The 20731-nt window shown below is 63.5% G+C and carries 20 protein-coding genes and 1 pseudogene; 7 read left to right on the plus strand and 14 right to left on the minus strand.

Annotated features, from left to right (window positions below; translation table 11 throughout):
* Positions 1-56: 56 nt before the first annotated feature.
* Complete coding sequence (locus LOY54_RS03075) at positions 57-845, plus strand: helix-turn-helix transcriptional regulator (protein WP_213602537.1); 789 nt, start codon at positions 57-59, stop codon at positions 843-845.
* 3 nt (positions 846-848) lie between these two features.
* Here LOY54_RS03075 and LOY54_RS27520 read toward each other — a convergent pair whose 3' ends face one another.
* A complete protein-coding gene (locus tag LOY54_RS27520; RefSeq protein WP_404944413.1) occupies positions 849-1616 on the minus strand; it encodes a methyl-accepting chemotaxis protein in 768 nt (255 codons plus the stop codon).
* A 90-nt stretch (positions 1617-1706) separates the two neighbouring features.
* A pseudogene (locus tag LOY54_RS27525) lies at positions 1707-2795 on the minus strand (cache domain-containing protein); the annotation flags it as partial.
* A 280-nt stretch (positions 2796-3075) separates the two neighbouring features.
* Here LOY54_RS27525 and LOY54_RS03085 point away from each other — a divergent pair.
* Positions 3076-3969 carry a PA4780 family RIO1-like protein kinase gene (locus LOY54_RS03085; RefSeq protein ID WP_045197075.1) on the plus strand — a complete coding sequence of 298 codons (894 nt, stop codon included), beginning with the start codon at positions 3076-3078 and terminating at the stop codon, positions 3967-3969.
* Between the two features lie 5 nt (positions 3970-3974).
* Here the strand turns inward: LOY54_RS03085 and cueR are convergent, their stop codons facing one another.
* From cueR to LOY54_RS03100, 3 genes are read right to left on the minus strand one after another with little or no spacing between them, the layout of a single operon-like run.
* Positions 3975-4379, minus strand: coding sequence for a Cu(I)-responsive transcriptional regulator (gene cueR, locus LOY54_RS03090; protein WP_010221738.1), 405 nt, complete (start codon positions 4377-4379; stop codon positions 3975-3977).
* The gene (locus LOY54_RS03095) at positions 4376-6778 is read right to left on the minus strand and encodes a heavy metal translocating P-type ATPase (protein WP_258609227.1); all 2403 of its coding nucleotides are present in this window, start codon (positions 6776-6778) and stop codon (positions 4376-4378) included. Before LOY54_RS03095 ends, cueR begins: the two co-directional genes overlap by 4 nt.
* A gap of 54 nt (positions 6779-6832) precedes the next feature.
* On the minus strand, positions 6833-7219 hold the full coding sequence (locus LOY54_RS03100; RefSeq protein ID WP_045197115.1) for a hypothetical protein: 387 nt from the start codon (positions 7217-7219) through the stop codon (positions 6833-6835).
* A 147-nt stretch (positions 7220-7366) separates the two neighbouring features.
* Here LOY54_RS03100 and LOY54_RS03105 point away from each other — a divergent pair, with 147 nt between their 5' ends.
* Together LOY54_RS03105 and LOY54_RS03110 are read left to right on the plus strand one after the other, a co-directional pair.
* On the plus strand, positions 7367-7564 hold the full coding sequence (locus LOY54_RS03105; RefSeq protein WP_258609229.1) for a heavy-metal-associated domain-containing protein: 198 nt from the start codon (positions 7367-7369) through the stop codon (positions 7562-7564).
* 114 nt (positions 7565-7678) lie between these two features.
* On the plus strand, positions 7679-8860 hold the full coding sequence (locus LOY54_RS03110) for a multidrug effflux MFS transporter (RefSeq protein WP_123565040.1): 1182 nt from the start codon (positions 7679-7681) through the stop codon (positions 8858-8860).
* Here LOY54_RS03110 and LOY54_RS03115 read toward each other — a convergent pair.
* Together LOY54_RS03115 and LOY54_RS03120 are read right to left on the minus strand one after the other, a co-directional pair.
* A complete protein-coding gene (locus tag LOY54_RS03115; protein WP_176794194.1) occupies positions 8844-9008 on the minus strand; it encodes a hypothetical protein in 165 nt (54 codons plus the stop codon). The two genes, LOY54_RS03110 and LOY54_RS03115, sit on opposite strands and share 17 nt — an antisense overlap.
* 125 nt (positions 9009-9133) lie before the next feature.
* The gene (locus LOY54_RS03120) at positions 9134-10147 is read right to left on the minus strand and encodes a zinc-binding alcohol dehydrogenase family protein (RefSeq protein ID WP_195885616.1); all 1014 of its coding nucleotides are present in this window, start codon (positions 10145-10147) and stop codon (positions 9134-9136) included.
* Positions 10148-10264: 117 nt separating this feature from the next.
* On the opposite strand from LOY54_RS03120, the gene LOY54_RS03125 reads away from it, so the two are divergent.
* Together LOY54_RS03125 and LOY54_RS03130 are read left to right on the plus strand one after the other, a co-directional pair.
* The gene (locus LOY54_RS03125; protein WP_258609230.1) at positions 10265-11182 is read left to right on the plus strand and encodes a LysR family transcriptional regulator; all 918 of its coding nucleotides are present in this window, start codon (positions 10265-10267) and stop codon (positions 11180-11182) included.
* 432 nt (positions 11183-11614) lie between these two features.
* On the plus strand, positions 11615-12331 hold the full coding sequence (locus LOY54_RS03130; protein ID WP_045197087.1) for a helix-turn-helix transcriptional regulator: 717 nt from the start codon (positions 11615-11617) through the stop codon (positions 12329-12331).
* A 209-nt stretch (positions 12332-12540) separates the two neighbouring features.
* Here LOY54_RS03130 and LOY54_RS03135 read toward each other — a convergent pair whose 3' ends face one another.
* Positions 12541-13494 (minus strand): adenosine deaminase, encoded by a 954-nt coding sequence (locus LOY54_RS03135; RefSeq protein ID WP_258609232.1) that lies wholly within the window; start codon positions 13492-13494, stop codon positions 12541-12543.
* A 146-nt stretch (positions 13495-13640) separates the two neighbouring features.
* Between LOY54_RS03135 and LOY54_RS03140 the strand changes: the two genes are divergently transcribed.
* A complete protein-coding gene (locus LOY54_RS03140; RefSeq protein WP_213602531.1) occupies positions 13641-14729 on the plus strand; it encodes a calcium:proton antiporter in 1089 nt (362 codons plus the stop codon).
* A 4-nt stretch (positions 14730-14733) separates the two neighbouring features.
* On the opposite strand, the gene LOY54_RS03145 is transcribed toward LOY54_RS03140, so the two are convergent.
* The 6 genes from LOY54_RS03145 to LOY54_RS03170 all read right to left on the minus strand — a co-directional run bounded on the left by LOY54_RS03145 (position 14734) and on the right by LOY54_RS03170 (position 20524).
* On the minus strand, positions 14734-16089 hold the full coding sequence (locus LOY54_RS03145; RefSeq protein ID WP_195885619.1) for an 8-oxoguanine deaminase: 1356 nt from the start codon (positions 16087-16089) through the stop codon (positions 14734-14736).
* Between the two features lie 115 nt (positions 16090-16204).
* Positions 16205-16885 carry an SDR family oxidoreductase gene (locus tag LOY54_RS03150; RefSeq protein WP_258609236.1) on the minus strand — a complete coding sequence of 227 codons (681 nt, stop codon included), beginning with the start codon at positions 16883-16885 and terminating at the stop codon, positions 16205-16207.
* Positions 16886-17222: 337 nt separating this feature from the next.
* Positions 17223-17807: a YigZ family protein gene (locus LOY54_RS03155; protein ID WP_093376399.1), complete on the minus strand. Its 585-nt coding sequence runs from the start codon at positions 17805-17807 to the stop codon at positions 17223-17225.
* A 9-nt stretch (positions 17808-17816) separates the two neighbouring features.
* Positions 17817-18479, minus strand: a complete 663-nt coding sequence (locus LOY54_RS03160) for a TetR/AcrR family transcriptional regulator (RefSeq protein ID WP_045197097.1) — start codon at positions 18477-18479, stop codon at positions 17817-17819.
* Between the two features lie 62 nt (positions 18480-18541).
* Positions 18542-19456: a LysR family transcriptional regulator gene (locus tag LOY54_RS03165; RefSeq protein WP_093376392.1), complete on the minus strand. Its 915-nt coding sequence runs from the start codon at positions 19454-19456 to the stop codon at positions 18542-18544.
* 48 nt (positions 19457-19504) lie between these two features.
* Positions 19505-20524, minus strand: a complete 1020-nt coding sequence (locus LOY54_RS03170; RefSeq protein ID WP_258609238.1) for an AbrB family transcriptional regulator — start codon at positions 20522-20524, stop codon at positions 19505-19507.
* Positions 20525-20731 lie beyond the last annotated feature (207 nt).

Below are 20731 nucleotides of genomic sequence, written 5' to 3' on the forward strand. Positions count from 1 at the left end.
GAGCCCAGAGGCTACGCTCGGCAAGTGCTTACCGTCTTGCGACATAAGGCCAACTGATGCCGAGTAACGGACAAAAACTCAACGCTCGGGCGATTCCCCAATTGGAGCGCTTGCCCCGGCCCCTGTACGCCCGCGCTGAAAGCCTCGGTGCCGGCTCGTGGACGCCACGCCACCGGCATGACTGGGTGCAGTTCTCGTATGCGATCAGCGGCGTGCTCGGGGTCTATACCGCCGATGGCAGCTACTTTGCTCCACCGCAGTGGGGGGTATGGATTCCGGCCGGAGTCGAGCATGAGGTGCTGACCTCGATGCAGGCCGAGATGCGCAGCCTGTATGTTCGCCGCGAAGAAGCCAGCTGGGCCCCGGGGCAGTGCCGGGTGCTGGAGGTGACACCGCTGGCCCGCGAGCTGATCAAGCAGTTTTGCCTGTTGCCGGTGGACTATGCCGAGGGCGACAGCGCCGAGGCACGGCTGGTCGCGGTGTTGCTCGACCAGTTGCGGGCGCTGCCGGAGGTGGGCTTTTCGCTGCCGTTGCCGCAGCACCCGCGCTTGCTCGAGCTGTGTAACGAACTGCTCGAACAGCCCGAGCAGGGCCAGACGCTCGCGCAGTGGGCGCAGCGCCTGAACACCTCGGAAAAAACCTTGACGCGCCTGTTCCAGCGCGAAACCGGCCTGAGCTTTCGCGGCTGGCGCCAGCGCATGCGCCTGTTGTCATCGCTGACTGCGCTGGAGGCTGGGCAGAGCGTCACCGAAGCCGCGCTGGGCTGCGGTTATGACTCCACTTCGGCCTACATCGCTGCCTTTAAGGGCCTGTTCGGCTTTACCCCGGGCGAGCTGCGCCTGTAGCCCTCAGGTGCGAAAGCGCCGTACCAGCGCATCCAGTTCGTTGGACAAGCCGGCCAGGCTCTGCGAGTCCTGGCGCGCCGAATTGGCCAGCTCCGCCACCAGCTGTGCATCACCATGGATCTGGCTGATATGGCGGTTGATGTCCTCAGCCACCTGGTGCTGCTCTTCGGCGGCGGTGGCGATCTGCGTGTTCATGTCGCGGATGATGTCCACCGACTCGCGGATCTGCCCGAAGCTGTTGCGCGCCTGGCCGATACGGCTGACCGACTGTTGCGACACTTCCAGGCTGGCGTGCATCTGCTGGGCCACTTCACTGGTGCGGTTGGCCAGGTTGCCGAGCAGGTGGTCGATCTCGGCCGTGGAGTCGGCAGTGCGCTTGGCCAGCGCCCGCACTTCGTCGGCGACCACGGCAAAGCCGCGGCCCTGTTCACCGGCGCGCGCAGCTTCGATGGCGGCGTTAAGGGCCAGCAGGTTGGTTTGCTCGGCAATCGAGCGGATGGTGCCGAGGATCGACTGAATGGCATTGCTGTCGCGCTCCAGTTGTTGCATCGACTGCGCCGACTGTTCGATCTCCTGACTCAGGCGATCAACGCTTTGCACTGCCGCGTCGATCTGCTGTTGGCCTTCGCGGGCCTGCTGCTGGCCGCTGTCGGCGGAATCGGCGGCCTGGCTGCAGGAGCGGGCGACTTCGTTGGCGGTGGCGACCATTTCGTGGAAGGCGGTCGAGACCATGTCCACCGCTTCGCGCTGGCGCCCGGCGGCTTCGGCCATGTCATGGGAAACCTGGGTCGAGCTGCTGGAGGTGGCGAGGATTTTGTTCGCCGCCTGGCCGATGCTCTGGATCAGGTTGCGGATCGCGGCCAGGAACTGGTTGAACCAGTTGGCCAGTTGCGCGGTTTCGTCGCGCCCGCGCACCTCCAGGCTGCGGGTCAGGTCGCCTTCACCCTGGGCGATGCCTTCCAGGCCGCTGGTGACGCTGTGGATCGGGCGCACGATGAGCTTGGCAAAAGTCGCACCGACCAGGGCGAACACCGCCGCCAGCACGATGGCGATAGCGGCGACCAGCCAGGTCAGCTGGGTGGCGGTGTGCATCACTTCGTCATGGCGGATCAGGCCGATGAAATTCCAGCCCAGTTGCTCCGAAGGCCAGATGTTGGCCATGTAGCGTTCGCCGTCCAGCTCGACTTCGACCAGGCCCTTGCCGGCCTTGGCCAATTGCGCGTAACCCTCGCCGAGGCTGCCCAGCTGCTTGAAGTTGTGCCCCGGATCGCGTGGGTCGACCAGCACGTTGCCGTTGTCTTCGAGCAGCATCAGGTAGCCGCTTTCACCGAGCTTGATCTGCTTGACGATCTCGGTCAGCTGCTTGAGCGAGACGTCGATGTTGACCACGCCGCCGGGGTTGCCGAGCTGGTTGGCGACAGCGCGCACGGTGCTCACCAGCACGGCGTCATCGCCGGCCCAGTAATAGGCGTCGGTGCGCAGGGTCTTGCCCGGGGTGGCCATGGCCGCCTGGTACCAGGGGCGTTGGCGCGGGTCGTAGTTGGCCATTTTCGCATCGCCCGGCCAGAACGCGTAACCGCCATCGCTCAGACCGTAGGACACGTAGGAGTAGGCCGGATGACTGGCGGCGAGGCTGGCAAAGAAGTCGTAGAGTTTCTTGTCATGCTCGCCCAGGGCGATTTGCGCGGCATCGGCGCCCAGGTACTTTTTCACCTCGCCGCCGGTAGCGCTGACCAGTGGCTGGGTGGCCAGGTAGTCGACGTTCTGGCTGATGCCTTCGAAGAACAGTTGCATGGCGTTGGCCACCTGGCGGATCTCGCGGCTGCTGCCGTCGACGAAGCCTTCGCGGGCTTCACTGCGCAGGTTGAGGACCACCAGGGTGGCGACCAGAATCACCGGCAAGCCGGCGATTACGGCGAAGGCCCAGGTCAGTTTTTGTTTTATGTTCATCCGCGCTCCAGAATTTTTCTTGTAAACGTACGAGTCTGCTGCAGACTACATCGGCCGTGTGCTCTGGAAATAAAGTGTTACTTGGGGGAAATCCCCCGTGTTTATTGGTAATTGCCGAATTTTGTGACCGTTTGGTCGCCTTCGGGCAGAAAAAGAATGGCAAGTCAGGCTGATTGCCGTTACAACGCAGTGCGGTCTTGCTTCAGCGACAAGCAGGTTGCAGAACCTGTGACCTATAACAATCCCGTGTTTGGCCAGACAGGACCCCCGACAGAAACCGATGAAGACTCCAAAACGCATTGAACCGCTGGTTGAAGATGGACTGGTCGACGAAGTACTACGACCGCTGATGAGTGGCAAGGAGGCTGCGGTGTATGTGGTCCGCTGCGGTCGGGAGCTACGGTGCGCCAAGGTCTACAAAGAAGCCAACAAGCGCAGTTTCCGCCAGGCCGCCGAGTACCAGGAAGGCCGCAAGGTACGCAACAGCCGCCAGGCCCGGGCCATGGCCAAGGGCTCCAAGTTCGGCCGCAAAGAGGCAGAAGACGCCTGGCAGAACGCCGAAGTGGCGGCGTTGTTCCGCCTGGCCAATGCCGGTGTGCGGGTACCCAAGCCGTATGATTTTCTCGATGGCGTGCTGCTCATGGAGCTGGTCGCCGATGAACATGGTGACGCCGCGCCGCGCCTGAACGACGTACACCTGGAGCCTGAACAAGCCCGCGAATACCACGCTTTCGTGATTCGCCAGATCGTGCTGATGCTTTGCACCGGCCTGGTCCATGGTGACCTTTCGGAGTTCAACGTGCTGCTCGGGCCAGACGGCCCGGTGATCATCGACCTGCCGCAAGCGGTCGACGCTGCTGGCAACAACCACGCGTTCAGCATGCTCGAGCGCGATGTCGGCAACATGGCCGCCTACTTCGGCCGTTTTGCCCCGGAGCTCAAGCAGACGCGCTATGCCCGTGAAATGTGGGCCCTGTACCAGGCCGGCAAGCTGTTGCCGGAAAGCCCGTTGACCGGGGTGTTCGCCGATGACGAGCACAGTGCCGACGTTGACGGTGTCATGCGCGAGATCGACGCGGCGCGCATCGATGAAGCCCGCCGGCGTGCGGCCAAGGCCGACGCCGAGCGGGGTACGGTCAAGGACGAAGAACCGGCGCCGCCCTGGCTCCAGTAAACGCGTCAGTGACAGCAACTGCCGCCGGCTGCCAGGTCCTTGAGGATCGGGCAGTCCGGGCGGTCGTCGCCCTGGCAGTGGGCAACCAGTTCGCTCAAGGTGTCACGCAAGCTCACCAGTTCCTCGATGCGCCGGTTGAGGTCATCGATGTGCTGGCTGGCCAGGGCCTTGACGTCGGCGCTGGCGCGCTGGCGGTCCTGCCACAGGGTCAGCAGGCGGGCGACTTCTTCTAATGAAAACCCCAGGTCCCGCGAGCGCTTGATGAATGCCAGTTGGTGCAGGTCTTCCTGCTGGTACAGGCGATAGCCGCTGTCGCTGCGCAGGGCCGGCTTGAGCAGGCCGATCGACTCGTAGTAGCGGATCATCTTCGCGCTCAGGCCCGAGCGGCGGGCGGCTTGGCCGATATTCATTGGGCATCGTCCTCAGGCGGGGTGGTCGGCTTCCAGGTTTTCAGCAATAGCGCGTTACTCACCACGCTGACGCTCGACAGCGCCATGGCGGCGCCGGCGAGCACCGGGTTGAGCATGCCGAAGGCGGCCAGGGGAATGCCGATCAGGTTGTAGATGAACGCCCAGAACAGGTTCTGGCGGATCTTGGCGTAGGTCTTGCGGCTGATCTCCAGGGCCGCCGGCACCAGGCGCGGGTCGCCGCGCATCAGGGTGATGCCTGCCGCCTGCATGGCCACGTCGGTGCCGCCGCCCATGGCGATGCCGATGTCCGCAGCGGCCAGGGCCGGGGCGTCGTTGATACCGTCGCCGACCATGGCCACCACCCCGGACTGCTTGAGCGTGGCAACCGTGGCGGCCTTGTCGGCAGGCAGGACTTCGGCATACACGTCAGTGATGCCTAAGGCTTCGCCGACCACCTTGGCACTGCCGCGGTTGTCGCCGGTCAGCAGGTGGCTGCTGATGCCTTGCCCGGCCAGTTGCCGAACCGCTTGCCCGGCGCCGGGCTTGAGGCTGTCGCCGAAGGCGAACAGGCCCAGCACCTGCGGCTGCGGGCTGCGTTCGAGCAGCCACGACAGGGTCCGGCCTTCGGCTTCCCAGGCTTGGGCATCGACGGCCAGCTCACCAGGCTGCAAGCCGCTTTCATCCAGCAGGCGGCGGTTGCCCAGGGCCAGCTCGCGACCGTCGAGGCTACCGGCGATACCCCGGCCGGTCAGCGACTGGCTGTTGCTGATATCAGCGACCCGCAGGCCTTGCTCTTCACAGGCATCGAGCACCGCCTTGGCCAGCGGGTGCTCGCTGCCGCGCTGCAGGGCGCCGGCCAGTTGCAGCAGCTGTGCCTGGTCACCGACCAGCGCACGGCTGTGGACGATGCGCGGGCTGCCGGAAGTCAGGGTGCCGGTCTTGTCGAACACCACGCGATTCACTGCATGGGCGCGTTCCAGAGCTTCGGCGTCCTTGATCAGGATGCCGTGGCGGGCCGCGACGCCGGTGCCGGCCATGATTGCCGTCGGTGTGGCCAGGCCCAAGGCGCACGGGCAGGCAATTACCAGCACGGCGACGGCGTTGATCAGCGCGGTTTCAATCGGCGCGCCGCTCAGCCACCAGCCCACCAGGGTAATCAGCGCCAGCACCAGCACGGCGGGGACGAACACCTGGCTGACCCGGTCGACCAGTTTCTGGATCGGTGCTTTGGCCGCCTGGGCGTCTTCGACCAGGCGAATGATGCGTGCCAGCACGGTTTCCGTGCCCAGCGCCAGGGTGCGGACCAGCAGGCGGCCTTCGCCGTTGATCGCGCCACCGGTGACCTTGTCGCCCGGTTGCTTCGGTACCGGCAGGCTTTCGCCGCTGATCAGTGCTTCGTCGGCGTGGCTCTGGCCCTCGACGACTTCACCATCGACCGGAAAGCGCTCGCCGGGCTTGACCAGCACCAGGTCATGCAGGCGCAGCTCGCTGATGGCGACATCGCGTTCCTGGCCGTCGACCAGCAACAGCGCGCGCTCCGGGCGCAGGGCCTCCAGGGCGCGGATGGCACTGGCGGTCTGGCGCTTGGCGCGGCTTTCCAGGTACTTGCCCAGCAGAATCAGGGCAATCACCACCGCCGAGGCTTCAAAGTACAGGTGCGGCATGACCCCGGCGCTGGCTGTGGCCCATTCGTAGAGACTCAGGCCGTAACCGGCGCTGGTGCCGATGGCCACCAGCAGGTCCATATTGCCGGCCCCGGCGCGCACGGCTTTCCAGGCCGCGACATAAAAACGCGCACCGAGGATGAACTGCACCGGGGTGGCCAGCACGAACTGCGCCCAGGCCGGCAGCATCCAGTGGATGCCGAAGGGTTGCAGGACCATTGGCAGCACCAGCGGCAGGGCCAGCAGCACCGCCAGGGCCACCGACCAGCGCTCCTTGCGCAGGCGGCGTTCGGCGTCGGCCTGGTTGACCTTGGCGCTCTGCGGCAGGCTGGCGCTGTAGCCGGCCTGGCTGACGGCATCGATCAGCACGTTGCTGTCGACCTGGCCCAGCAGCTGCAGGTGGGCGCGTTCGTTGGCCAGGTTGACGGTGACTTGCTGCACGCCCGCGACCTTGGCCAGGGCGCGCTCGACGCGCCCGGCGCAGGAGGCGCAGGTCATGCCGCCGATCTGCAGCTCGAGGTTTTGCGCGGGCACGCTGTAGCCGGCTTGTTCGACGGCTTCGACCAGCGCCGGCAAGCTGTCGGCCGGGGCCTGGATGCGGGCCTGCTCGGTGGCCAGGTTGACACTGACCTGTTCGGCACCGACGACCTTGCGCAGGGCGCGCTCGACCCGGCCAGCACAGCTGGCGCAGGTCATGCCGGCAATCGGCAGGTCGAACGTGGTAGATGCGGACATGGGGCACTCCTCCTTGGACAGGCCTCAAGCATCAACCTTGCCACGCGGGGAAGGTCAATAGCCCAGGCCGGCCCTGATCAGCTTGAGGCCATTCTGGTCCACGGCGATGCGGTATTTATTGATCTCGCCGGCCTTAAGCGTGAGCTTCTGGTTGCGCTGGTTCTCCAGGCCGTTCTGGCAGCCCGGCATCTGTGCCGGCAGCAGGCGCAGGCGCACCGCGACCTTGCCCGGCGGCAGGTTGAACGAGGTCGACTGTTCCTGGAACAGCCGCGCCGAAAGCTGGTCATTAAGGTACACGCCGATCTCGCACGAGGTCGCCACTTCCAGGCGCTCGCGGGAAATGGTCAGAATGCTGTAGTCGGCGTTGCCCTCGGCACTGGCCGCGGGCACCAGGCCCATTACTCCCAGCAGGCCGAAAAGGCCCAAAGCTGCCCTGCGCATGAATTCAAACTCCTGCAAATCGATTCTCAGGCTTGCAGCTTGGCGGAGCGGCGCGCTGATTTCCAGCCCGGCAGGCAATCCTCGCACTTGACCTTGCCCCGATGGCAAGCTTGAAACTGCGCTCAAACCCCACAGGAGGCTGTTGCAATGCAAGTATTCACTGTTCAAGGAATGACCTGCGGCCATTGCGCCAAAGCTATCACGCGTGCCGTTCGCGAGCATGATGATAAGGCTGTGGTCGAGATCGATCTGGCGCGCAAGCAGGTCAAAGTGCAGAGCGATTTGCCGGCAGACAATATTCTCAAGGCTATTCGTGCCGAGGGCTACGGCGCCGAGCCAGCCTGACCGCCGACGCCCGCGCGGTGGCTAAAAGATTCATCGCGCAGGCGTAACTCTGTCAGCGAAACCCCGGCAGGGCGGTTAGACTAGCGGACTTGCTTAGCCTGCTACGGATTTTCGATGAACCTGCGAACCATCCTGATTCTCGGCGCCTTGAGTGCGTTCGGGCCCCTGGCGATCGACTTCTACCTGCCCGGTTTCCCGGCCATGGCACTGGCCTTTGGCACCGACGAGAAGCACATCCAGACCACCCTCGCGGCATACTTCCTTGGCCTGTCGCTGGGCCAGCTGGCTTACGGGCCGGTGGCCGACCGCTTTGGCCGGCGCATTCCGCTGCTGGTCGGGGTGACCCTGTTCACCCTGGCGTCGCTGGCCTGCGCTTTCGCCCCGAGCCTTGATGCATTGATTCTGGCGCGTTTCGTTCAGGCCCTTGGTGGTTGTGCCGGGATGGTGCTGTCGCGGGCGATCGTCAGCGACAAGTGCGATGCGGTGGGATCGGCCAAGGTCTTCTCGCAGCTGATGTTGGTCATGGGCCTGGCGCCGATCCTGGCGCCCATGCTCGGTGGCCTGATGGTCAACCTGTACGGCTGGCAGTCGATCTTCATTGCCCTGACCCTGTTCAGTGCCCTGTGCACCCTGGCCGTGGCCCTGGGCCTGCCGGAAAGCCTGCCGGCCAACCAGCCACGCCCGCCGTTGTCCGGTTCGCTACGCCAGTACGGCCGGCTGTTCAAGGACCGTATCTTCCTCGGCCACGCCTTGACCGGCGGCATCGCCATCGCTGGCATGTTTGCCTACATCGCCGGCTCGCCGTTCGTCTTCATCAAGCTCTATGGGGTGCCGGCCGAGCACTATGGCTGGCTGTTCGGCAGTAACGCAGCGGGGTTCATTCTGGTGGCGCAGGTCAACGCACGGCTGCTGGCCAAGCGTGGCCCGGCCTTCTTGCTGGCCCGGGCGGTGTGGGTTTACCTGGCGGCGGGCCTGACCTTGCTGGGCATCAGCGCCCTGCACCCGGCAGCGCTGTGGCCATTGCTGATTCCGTTGTTCATCTGTATCGCCAGCCTCGGCTGCATCATCCCCAATGCCTCGGCCTGCGCCATGAGCGGGCAGGGCGCCCGTGCCGGCAGCGCTTCAGCCCTGCTCGGTTGCCTGCAGTTCAGTGTGGCGGCCGCGGCGGCGGCGCTGGTGGGGGTGCTGCACGACGGCACGGCGGTGCCGATGGCCATCGTCATCAGCCTGTGTGGCCTGGCGGTGGTGAGCGTGGCAATGCTCACCCGCAGGCTGAACCTCAGCCGCTCCGTTTGAGTGGGTGGGGTGCCTGGAGGCGGGTTTGCAGGGTGTTGACGAAGGCGCGGGCCTCGGCCTCGCTGCGAAAGCTGACCACGTGCTGGTCGAGCTGGACCTGCCAGGGGCAGCCGGGCTTTTTTGCTGATGCACTGACCTGGATATTCATATCTGCATACCTGAGGTTGGCGTTGGCTGATGCATTGTAGCGCCGGCCACGGGCAGCGGAATGACCTGGATCAGTTGTCGGACTGACGGTCGCGCCCACCCCGTAAACGAGGTGGGCGCGCCTTTTCAGAAGCCTTCGAGGACGATCTTGCCCTTGGCCGCACCGCTTTCCAGCAGGGCATGGGCGCGGCGCAGGTTGGCGGCATTGATGGTACCGAAGTGTTCGCCGAGGGTGGTTTTCAGCGTGCCGCTGTCGATCAGTTCGGCCACCCGGTTGAGCAGCTTGTGCTGTTCGAGCATGTCGGCGGTTTCGAACAGCGAGCGGGTGTACATGAACTCCCAGTGCAGCGACAGGCTCTTGCGCTTGAGTTTGGTCACGTCCAGCTGTTTGGGATCATCGATCAGCGCCAGTTTGCCTTGCGGTGCCAGGGCTTCGACCAGTTGATCAAGGTGCTGGTCGGTCTGGGTCAGGCTGGCCACGTGGGTGACCTGCTCGATGCCCTGGGCCTTGAGTGCGGCGGCCAGCGGCTGGCTGTGATCGACGACGTTATCGGCACCTAGCTCACGGACCCAGTCCTGGGTTTGCGGGCGCGAGGCGCTGCCAATCACGCTGAGGCCGGTGAGTTTGCTGGCCAGTTGCGTGAGGATCGAGCCGACCCCGCCGGCGGCACCGACGATCAACAGGCTCTGGCCCAGGTCCTGCTGGCCTTCAGCGATTTGCAGGCGTTCGAACAGCAGCTCCCAGGCCGTGATGGCGGTCAACGGCAGCGCCGCCGCTTCGGCAAAGCCGAGGGTTTTCGGCATGTGGCCGACGATGCGCTCATCCACCACGTGCAGCTCGCTGTTGCCGCCGGCACGGGCGATGGAGCCTGCGTAGTAAACCTTGTCACCCGGCTGGAACAGGCTGACCTCGCTGCCCACCGCCTTGACCACCCCGGCCACGTCCCAGCCCAGCACCTTGGCGGCGCCAGCCTCTGGCTGCACGTTCTGGCGCACCTTGGTATCCACCGGGTTCACCGAGATCGCCCGCACCTCCACCAGCAAGTCGCGTGGGCCAGGCTCCGGGGCTGGCAGTTCGATGTCCTGCAGGGCTGCTGCATCGCTGATGGGCAGGGAGTGATAGTAGGCAATGGCTTTCATGGAGATTCCTCGGTGGGGTAGTCAATGCGGGCCATGATTGGTGCTTTCACTTGCGGTTAAAAGCCGCTAAAACTACAGATACTTTCAATATTATTTTGATAATGGCGGGTGTGTTGGGTGCGTATCGATGATCTGCAGTTGTTCGTTCGTGCCGCCGAACTGGGCAGCCTGTCGGCGGCGGCGCGCCTGCTCGACTTGTCACCGGCGGTGGCCAGCGCCTCGCTCAAGCGTCTGGAGCAGCAATTGGGCGTGCGCCTGCTGGCGCGTTCGACCCGCAACCTGCGGTTGACCGCCGAGGGCGAGGGATTTTTGCAGCATACCCGTTCCGCCCTGGCGAGCCTGGAGGAGGGCCGGCGAATCCTGGCCCATGGGCAGGATCAAGTCAGCGGTACCTTGCTGTTGTCGGCACCGTCCGATTTTGGTCGCAACGTACTGTTGCCGTGGCTCGATGAACTGCAGCACGAACATCCGCAACTGAACCTGCGCCTGTTGCTGGGCGACCGCAATGCCGACCTGTTTCGCCAGCCGGCCGATATCGCCCTGCGCTATGGCGCCCCGGAAGACTCAAGCCTGGTGGCCTTGCCAGTGTGCGCGGACAACCGTCGGGTGCTGTGTGCCTCACCCGCCTACCTGGCCCGGTACGGCGCGCCGATGGAAGTCGCGCATCTGGCCCAGCACAATTGCCTGCTGTACCAGCTTGGCAACCGCGTGCATGACCATTGGCGCTTTGGCGAGGGCGCCAATGAGGTGGGCGTGAGCGTCAGCGGCGATCGCTTTTGTGACGATGCCGATGTGGTTCGGCGCTGGGCGCTGGCGGGTGTCGGCATCGCTTACAAGTCCTGGCTGGATGTGGCCTATGACGTGCAGGCCGGGCGCTTGAGGTTACTGTTGCCTCACGTGCATGGTGAAGCCGCGCCGTTGAACCTGATGTGCACGCACCGGGCGCAACTGGGCAAGCCGGTGCAGTTGTTGCGAAATATGCTTCGAGCTCGTTGTCAGGCATTGTTTGAGAAGTTGCCTGGTATTACAGGCTAAAGTAATTTGAATTTCCCACATTCCTACGTGGTTAGCAGGTAGCATTTGTGAGTTACAGTAAAATTTATTGTAGGTTTTATCTGGCGATATAACGTCAAGAATAATCCGCCAGTTGCGGGCAAGATATGTAACGTGGGGCTTGGGCTGCAGATGTGCAAACGTCTCTGCAGAGCCTTTGAAGACAGCCCCTGCCAAGGTTGCCCATACCATGGAGATCCGCCGGATTAAGTTCGCGCAACGCGGCTTATAATGGATCCAGCAGTCATTTCCAGCGAGAGATACTTCCATGTCCAGGGCGGCAACTGACGCCTCTCACACGACGTTCTGATAACTTCCACTTCCTGCTTTTCTGGCATCGGACACCTCGCAGTAAATGCTGCCGACATGGTTAATCAATCGATATCAGACATGATCTCGCAGGGAGTTTGAGATATGAAGCCAGTAACAAGTATCAGCCAGATCGCCAGCTTGTTGGCCGACCCGAAACGCAGTGCAATGCTATGGGCCTTGATCGATGGTATGGCCCGTCCTTCCGATGAGCTTGCCAGCATGGCCGGGCTGACGCCTTCTTCGGCCTGTGCCCACCTGGCCAGGTTGTCGGCCAGTGGCTTGTTGAAGCTGGAGCCGCGGGGGCGCAAACGTTATTTCAGGCTGGCCGCGCCGGAGGTCGGCGCGGCTGTCGAAGCGCTGGCCAGTGTCCAGGTCAAAACCCCCGAAGACAGCCGCGAACAAGAGGTGGGCGGCATCCCGTTGTCCATGCGCCGGGCGAGGCTGTGCGGTGATCACCTGGGGGGCGAGCTGGCGGCGGACCTTTATCAGCGCCTGTTCGATGCTGGCTGGCTGGAGGGCAGCGAGCAGCACATCGAAGTCACCCAATATGGACGTAGCCAGTTCGCCACCTACGGCATTTTCATCGAGGCGCTGGCCCAGCATCAACGTCGAAGCTTCAGCAGTTGCCGCTGTTGCAGTGAGTGGAGCGATCATCGCCCGCATCTGGGCGGCGCGCTGGGCAGTAGCCTGCTCAAGCTGTTCTTGCAGTCTGGCTGGATCCGCGAGAGTGAAACCTCGCGCATGCTGCAGATCAGTGCCGCAGGTCTGGCTCACATCAACCGTATGGCCCAGGTTGCCGTGTTGAAGACTGCTGGCTGAACCCAGGAGGTACGGTGTCTGGCGAGGTCGCTACTGACAATGCGCCCGAAGGCAGATGCCGTGACACTCGGGGTTGGCACAACTTCCGGGGGGCGGAGTGGGAGCAGATTCACCGGTACGTCGGATCGCCGCGAAGGACTGCATCGCAGTCCGGTCTGTGGGGCCGCTGCGCGACCCTTCGTGGCGAATCCGTTCCCACCTTCCGCCCGTCAGGGTTTGACCAACCGCGCATCCAGGCTGTTCTGCGCCAGGCGCCGTGCCTGTTCCTGGGTCATGCCCAGGTGTTCATGCAGGGCCTGGAAGTTCTCGGTGACGTAGCCACCGAAGTACGCCGGGTCATCGGAATTGACCGTGACCTTCACGCCACGCTCGAGCATGTCGAGGATGTTGTGCTGGCTCATATGGTCGAACACGCACAACTTGGTGTTGGACAGTGGGCAGACGGTCAGCGGGATTTGCTCGTCGATGATCCGCTGCATCAGCCGCTCGTCCTCGATGGCGCGCACGCCGTGGTCGATCCGCTGGATCTTGAGCAGGTCGATGGCTTCCCAGATGTACTCGGGCGGGCCTTCTTCACCGGCGTGGGCAACGGTCAGGAAGCCTTCACTGCGGGCACGGTCGAACACGCGCTGGAACTTGCTCGGCGGATGGCCCATTTCCGAGCTGTCGAGGCCGACGGCGATGAAGGCATCGCGAAACGGCAGGGCCTGGTCGAGGGTCTTGTGCGCTTCTTCTTCACTGAGGTGGCGCAGGAAGCTGAGGATCAGGCCGCTGCTGATGCCCAGTTGTCGCTGGCCATCCTTGAGTGCGCCGCTGATGCCGTTGAGCACCACTTCGAAAGGGATATCGCGGTCGGTGTGGGTCTGCGGGTCGAAGAACGGCTCGGTGTGAATCACGTTCTGCGCCTTGCAGCGCTGCAGATAGGCCCAGGTCAGGTCGTAGAAGTCCTGCTCGGTGCGCAATACGTCGGCACCCTGATAGTAGAGGTCGAGAAATTCTTGCAGGTTGTTGAACGCGTAGGCGCCGCGCAGGGCTTCGACATCATTCCAGGGCAGGGCGATCTTGTTGCGCTCGGCCAGGGCGAACAGCAACTCGGGCTCCAGCGATCCTTCCAGGTGCAGGTGCAATTCTGCCTTGGGCAGAGCGTTAAGCCAGTCGTACATAGTGGTGAAATCTCATCAGGTGCGGTTGCCGTCATTCTACAGAGCTTGCGCTGCCCGCGCGGAGAAAGCTGACCAGGCGGTTGGCCGGGGAAACCTTCTACAGTGACTACAGTCACTAGCCAGTACCCACCTGCGCAGGGCCGCCGATGCTTGCACTTCTTAATCAGGAAAAGCCGCTGCTGCTTGCAGTGCTGCTGGCCGCGCTGGCCTGGCCGCTGCAGGGCCAGCTGCTCGGACATGGCCATGGCGTGGCGCTGTTTGCCGGCGCGGTGCTGGTGGCGGCGATCATCTGTGCCTCGATGCGCGTGGCCCAGCACGCCGAGCTGCTAGCGGAAAAAGTCGGCGACCCTTACGGCACCATGATCCTGACCCTGTCGGCGGTGCTGGTCGAGGTGTTGATCCTGGCGATCATGATGAGCAACCAGGCGTCGCCGACCCTGGTGCGGGACACCATCTATTCGGCGGTGATGCTCGACATCAATGGCATCCTCGGCCTGGCCGCGCTGATGGGCGGGCTCAAGCATGGCGAGCAGTCGTACAACGATGATTCGGCGCGCACCTACAGCGTGATGATCATGACTGCCATGGGCGTGTCGATGGTAGTGCCGGAGTTCATTCCGCGGGCCGACTGGAAGCTCTATTCGGGGTTCACCATCGCCGCGATGGTGGTGCTCTATGCCTTGTTCCTGCGCATGCAGGTCGGGCCGCACAGTTACTTCTTCAGTTACAGCTATCCACAGAAAAAGCGCCGCGACCCGCAGGGCGGTACACCGGCGCCGGTGAATAAAGTCCGCTCGATCGCCATCCTGGTCAGCGGCGTGGTGATCATCGGCCTGCTTGCCGAAGTCATGTCGCACACCCTCGACTACGGCCTGGAAGGCAGCGGCGCGCCGCCGGTGCTGATGGCAATTGTGGTGGCGGCCATTTCTGCCGCCCCGGAGATTCTCACTGCCTTGCGCGCAGCATTGGCCAACCGCATGCAGTCGGTGGTCAATATCGCCCTGGGCGCGTCGCTGTCCACGGTGATATTGACCGTTCCGCTGATGGAGGCGATGGCGCTCTACACTGGCCAGCCGTTCCAGATGGCCATGACACCGGTGCAAACGGTGATGATCTTCATCACCCTGATTGTCAGCGCGATCAACCTGAACGATGGCGAAACCAACGCGATCGAGGGCATGACCCACTTCGTGCTGTTCGCCACCTTCATCATGCTGGCATTGCTCGGCCTTTGAGCCTTCAGCCAGCGATCAACTGGGCGGCGGCCTGACGGTGATCGGCGATCAGTTTCTGCACGTCGAGGCCTTCGATCTGGCCATCGATCACCCGCCACTGGCCGCCGACCATGACCCGGTCGGCGCGGTCGGCGCCGCACAGCAGCAGCGCCGAGAGTGGATCGTGGCTACCGGAGAAGCGCAGTTCATCGAGTTTGAACAAGGCCAGGTCAGCCTGTTTGCCCACCGCCAGTTCGCCGATGTCGGTACGCCCGAGCAACTGCGCCGAGCCGCGGGTGGCCCAGCCCAGCACCAGCTCCGGGGTGATCGCTTCGGCGCCATAGCGTAGCCGTTGCAGGTACAGGGCCTGGCGCGCTTCGAGAATCATGTTCGATGCGTCGTTGGAGGCCGAACCGTCCACGCCCAAGCCCACTGGCGCGCCGGCGCCGGTCAGTTCCAGGGTCGGGCAGATGCCCGAAGCCAGGCGCATGTTTGAACTCGGGCAATGGCAGATGCCGGTGCCGGCGGCGCCCAGGCGGGCGATCTCGTCCGGATTGAAATGGATGCCATGGGCCAGCCAGGTGCGCGGCCCGAGCCAGCCGACGCTGTCGAGGTAATCGACCGTGCGCAGGCCGAAACGCTGCAGGCAGAAGTCTTCTTCGTCGAGGGTTTCAGCCAGGTGGGTGTGCAGGCGCACGTCCAGCTCTGCGGCGAGGTCAGCGCTGGCGCGCATGATCTCAGGGGTGACCGAGAACGGCGAGCAGGGGGCCAGGGCGATCTGGATCTGCGCACCGTCGCCACGCTCGTGGTAGCTGTGGATAAGTCGCTGGCTGTCGGCCAGGATCACTTCGCCCTGTTGCACTGTCTGTTGCGGCGGCAGGCCGCCGTCGGCTTCGCCCAGGCTCATGGAGCCACGGGTGAGCATGGCGCGCATGCCCAGTTTGCGCACCGCTTCGACCTGCACGTCGATGGCGTTTTCCAGGCCATCGGGGAACAGGTAATGGTGGTCGGCGGCGGTGGTGCAGCCCGACAGTAACAGCTCGGCCAGGGCCACGCGGGTCGCCAGTTCAAGCTTGGCCGGCGTCAGCCGGGCCCAGACCGGGTAGAGGGTTTTCAGCCAGGGGAACAAAGGCTGATTGACCACCGGCGCCCAGGCGCGGGTCAGGGTCTGGTAGAAGTGGTGGTGGGTGTTGATAAGCCCCGGCAGCACCACGTGTTCGCGGGCGTCGAAGACTTGTCCACAGGGGCGGGCCGGGGCTTGCCCTAGGCCGAGAACTTCGTTGATACGGCCGTCTTCGATGACCAGGCCGCCACGGGCGTCGAGGGTGTTGGCGGTGAAGATGGCCAGGGGGTTTTTCAACCAGATACGGGTCGCAGGCATGGTGCCGGCTCCTCTGAAAGTGGGTTCAGGTTAGCCAGCTCAGTGTTGCCCTGTCTGCTGATCCAGGTCCGCCGCGGTGGGCGAGGTGTCGAGTCTACACCCACCGCGCAAGGTTTCACCAGATCAGGCTTTCGCCTTTGTAGTTGATGAAATGCAGGCCACCTTTGCCGGCATTGGCCTTGATCTGCTCAAGCATGCCGCGGGTGCTGGTGAGCACGTCGATCTCGGCGTTTTCCCCGCCCATGTCGGTTTTCACCCAGCCCGGGTGCATGGCCAGGACGGTTTGCTGTGGCTGTTGCAGAGTAACGAAGCTGTTGATCATCGAGTTCAAGGCCGCCTTGCTGGCCTTGTACAGGCACATCTCGCTGCCGTCGGGAATGGCGACGCTGCCAAGGATCGAACTCATGAACGCCAGCACGCCGTCTTCGCGCAGTTGCGGGGCCAGGCGCTGGGCGACGCGAATGGGCGATACGGCATTGGTCAGGAACAGCTCGCCCACATCGGCCAGTTGTGCGCGCTCAGGGTTCTGGTCACCCGGGCCCATGACCCCGGCATTGACGAACAGCAGGTCAAACACCTGTCCCTGCAAACGTTGCTGGAGGGCGTCGAGCTGGCTAGTGCTGTTCATTTCCAGGGTTTCGACCTGCACGCGGGGCAGGGCGCGCAGGGTCTCGGCCCTGGCCGGGTCGCGCACGGTAGCAAGCACATTCCAGCCGTCTTCCACCAGGCGTTGCACCAGGCCAAGGCCCAGGCCGCGCGAGGCGCCGATGATCAGGGCGGTTTTGTTCGTGGACATGGAGAACTCCTTTCGAGGGTTATCAAACGTTGATCAAAGAATAACCAGTCTAGCCAAGCCGTGGCCCGGCAAGCCGTTGGCGCAGGGGTGCACGGCTTATCCACAGCTTGCTCCACAGTATTTGTGTGCAAGCATGCAGGCTGGGTACAAGCCGTGTAGTGGTGGTTTGCAGGCGCAATAACTGGGGATAACTTACTGATTTTTCGCCAGTTCAAGCGCTGTCATGAAATCTTGATCAAAATATGATCGTTCTTCTGCAGGCCCCGTGGTTAAAGGCTCGCAGGCGAATGCCCAGAGCTTATCCACAGCCGGGCCCACAGTGAATGTGGGCAAATGTTCAAGCCCGTTCCAGCAGGATGCGGCCACGGCTGAGGTCGGCCAGCTGGCGTTGCAGCGCCTCGATCTGTTCCTCGCCCAGGGCCAGGCGCAGGTCGACGCCATTGGCGGTGAACTGTTCGTCCAGCACCAGGCCATCAGCCTCGGCCACGCGCAATTTGAGCAGTGCCAATTCGCTGAAGCTGCAACTGCAGGTCAGTTCGCTGCGGCTGACCAGCAAGCGCTTTTCTGCCTGCTGCAGGCACTTGTTGGCGCCGCCGCCGTAAGCGCGGGCCAGGCCGCCGGTGCCCAGTTGAATGCCGCCGTACCAGCGGATCACCAAGACTACCACCTGGTCGCAGTCCTGCGCCTCGATGGCCGCCAGGATCGGCCGCCCGGCGGTGCCGCCGGGTTCGCCGTCGTCGCTGCTGCGGTATTGCCCGCCCAGTTTCCAGGCCCAGCAGTTGTGGGTGGCGGCGAGGTCGCTATGGCGTTCGATGAAGCTCATGGCTTCGGCCGGGCTGCTGATTGGCGCAGCCAGGGTGATGAAACGGCTCTTGCGAATCTCTTCGCGAAACTCGCAGGTGTCGAGCAGGGTAAAAGGCATAAGGCAGGTTCAGTCGCGAGGTGTCAGGCCACAGCCCTTGAGAATGATGTGGATAAGATTGTTGCTGGCATCTTCCATGTCCTGCTTGGTCAGGCGGCTGCGGCCGGTGACCTGGCAGATCTGGGTGGCGAAGTCGGCATAGTGCTGGGTGCTGCCCCAGAGCAGGAAGATCAGGTGCACCGGGTCGACCGGGTCCATCTTGCCGGCGTCGATCCAGGCCTGGAACACTGCGGCACGGCCCTTGAACCAGGCACGGTAGTCTTCGCTGAAATAGTCGCTCAGGCACTGCCCGCCGCTGATGATCTCCATGGCGAAGATCCGCGAGGCTTGCGGGTTGCGCCGGGAGAATTCCATCTTGGTGCGAATGTAGCTGCTCAAGGCCAGGGCCGGGTCGTCGTCGACGGTCAGGGCGTTGAAGGTGCTGTCCCACAACTCGATGATGTTGCTCAGCACCGCCACATACAGGCCGAGCTTGTTGGTGAAGTAGTAATGCAGGTTGGCCTTGGGCAGCCCGGCCTTGAGGGCGATGGTGTTCATGCTGGTGCCCTTGAAACCGTGGCGGGCGAACTCGTCCTCGGCGGCCTGGATGATGGCCTGCTCGTTCTTCTGGCGAATGCGGCCGGCGGGCTTGCCCGAGGCTTGGAGGCGATGCGCAGGGACTTCAAAGGTCATGAACGATTCCAGACAAGGCAATGGGTATCTCTTATGACTGGCTAACCTACCAGCATTAGCCCTCAGCGAGTAGCCGCCAGGCTTTCTAGGAAGCTTTCCAGGACCAGGTGCGGGCGCCGGCCCTTGCGCGTTACCCAGCACAGGCTCAGGTCATAAAAGCGCTCGGCGGGCTTGAGTGCCCGCAGCCGGCCTTGTTGTACCCAGAAGGTCGCGTAGTGGTCGGGCAGGTAGCCGATGTAGCGCCCGGTCAAAATCAGGAAGGCCATGCCTTCGCGGTCCGAGGCGCTGGCGGTGCAGTTGAGCGCCTGGTAATGGGCCTGGACATCGGCGGGCAGGCGGAAGGTCGGGGCGATGGCGTCCTGGCTGTTGAGGCGCTCGTCGTCCAGTTGCCGGTCGTCGGCGTAAAACAACGGATGACCGACCGCGCAGTACAGCAGTGAACGTTCGCTGTACAGCGGCTGGTACTCAAGGCCCGACAGCGGGCTGGTCTGCGGCACCACGCCAACGTGCAGGCTGCCATCGAGCACGCCTTGCTCGACCTGGCTGGGGGCGATCATGCGGATCTGGATACGCACGTCCGGGCCGCGGTCCTTGAGCTGGGCCAGGGCATGGGTGATGCGCATGTGCGGTAGGGTCACCAGGTTGTCGGTCAGGCCGATGTTCAGCTCGCCACGCAAATGCTGGTGCAGGCCGTTGACCTCGGTGCGAAAGCTTTCCAGGGCGCTGAGCAATTGCAACGCCGATTGATACACCTCGCGGCCCTCCTCGGTCAGCGAAAAACCGGCGCGCCCGCGCTGGCACAGGCGCAGGCCCAGGCGCTGCTCGAGGTCGCTCATCTGCTGGCTGATGGCCGAGCGGCCAATGCCCAGGACGTTCTCGGCGGCCGAAAAGCCGCCGCACTCCACCACGCTGCGGTAGATCTTCAGCAGGCGGATATCGAAATCGCTGACCTGGGCCAGGGGTTGTGGACGTTTCACGCGATGCCTTTGCGTTGAGGAACATGAAAGGCAGACAACATACGCTGATCAGACATTCTCACGCCAGCGGCGCGCCTGGACGAGCAGGGCCGGGGCGAAGTGCAGTACGACCATCCGCAGCAGGTGGTGCGTCAGGATGAATACCACATTCAGCCCACCGCTGAAGGCGACGATGGCAATGGTCTCGATGGCGCCGGGCATGTAGGCCAGCCACAAAGTGAATGGATCACTGCCCAGCACCTTGGCGGCCACCCCGGCAAAGACGGCAGCGACCAGCAGCATCAGGCCCACCGACATCAGCCCGGCGCCGCCGTGACGGACCAGCTCCTTGAGGCTGATTTCCCTGAACCTGGCGCCGATCAGCACACCGAGGATCAGCGCGGCAAAATCGACGCTCCAGCCGGGCAGATGAAACGCCTGGAGCAAGCCCAGCTTTACATAGACCGCCGTGGCGATGATCGCCGTGAGCATGAAGGGCGCAGGAACACCAAGCTTGAGCAGCAGGCGCCCGAGCAGGATGCACAGGGCAAGCAGCGACGCCAGGGTCAGCAACAGGCCTGGATTAAGCGCGGTGCTCGCGCTTGCAGGGACATCGCTACCGGCGCGAATGCTCAGGCTGACCAGCAGGGTAATCGACACCAGGCGCATCAGGTGCACAACGATCACCTTGCTCGAAGCCCGTTCCGACTCGAGCAAGTCGAACACCGCAGCCAGGGCGCCGGGGTACACCGCCAGCAGTGAATCCTTGAGGTTCCAGCCGCACCCCCTGAACAGCCACAGGCCGGCGATGGCAATCTGCGCACTCAGGCACAGCAGCAGAAAACCCAGGCTCGGCAGGATGCTGGCCACCGTGTCGCTGTCCCAGGCTTCGAACATCAAGCCGGTGGCGATACCCATGACCAGTTGCACGTATTCCAGACCAAAGCGCAGGTCGGGGGTAAAGCGCAGCCGGCTGACCAACATGGCGCTGGCGACGATGGCGCCCAGCAACAGCCCGTGAGGCACACCGGCAAACTGTACGGCGGCGCCAACCAGGGCGCAGATCAGTAAACACAGGATGGTTTTCATGGTGAGTGTGCTTGCGCGTCCTGCGCCAAGTCTCCTGAAGGGGCCGCCCGCATCATGCGCCTTGCCGGGGTGCATGGAAACACTTTGTAACATCGTTGCGGCTGGATGTTGTGAATTAATGTTTAGCCCGTGGTGATCTGAAGATTAGAAAAGCCAGATTTTCCAAACCTTAAGCTCATGCCAATTTAGGCACAACAACACTTGTCG

The sequence above is a fragment of the Pseudomonas sp. B21-032 genome, assembly GCF_024748965.1.
Classification (GTDB): Bacteria; Pseudomonadota; Gammaproteobacteria; order Pseudomonadales; family Pseudomonadaceae; genus Aquipseudomonas.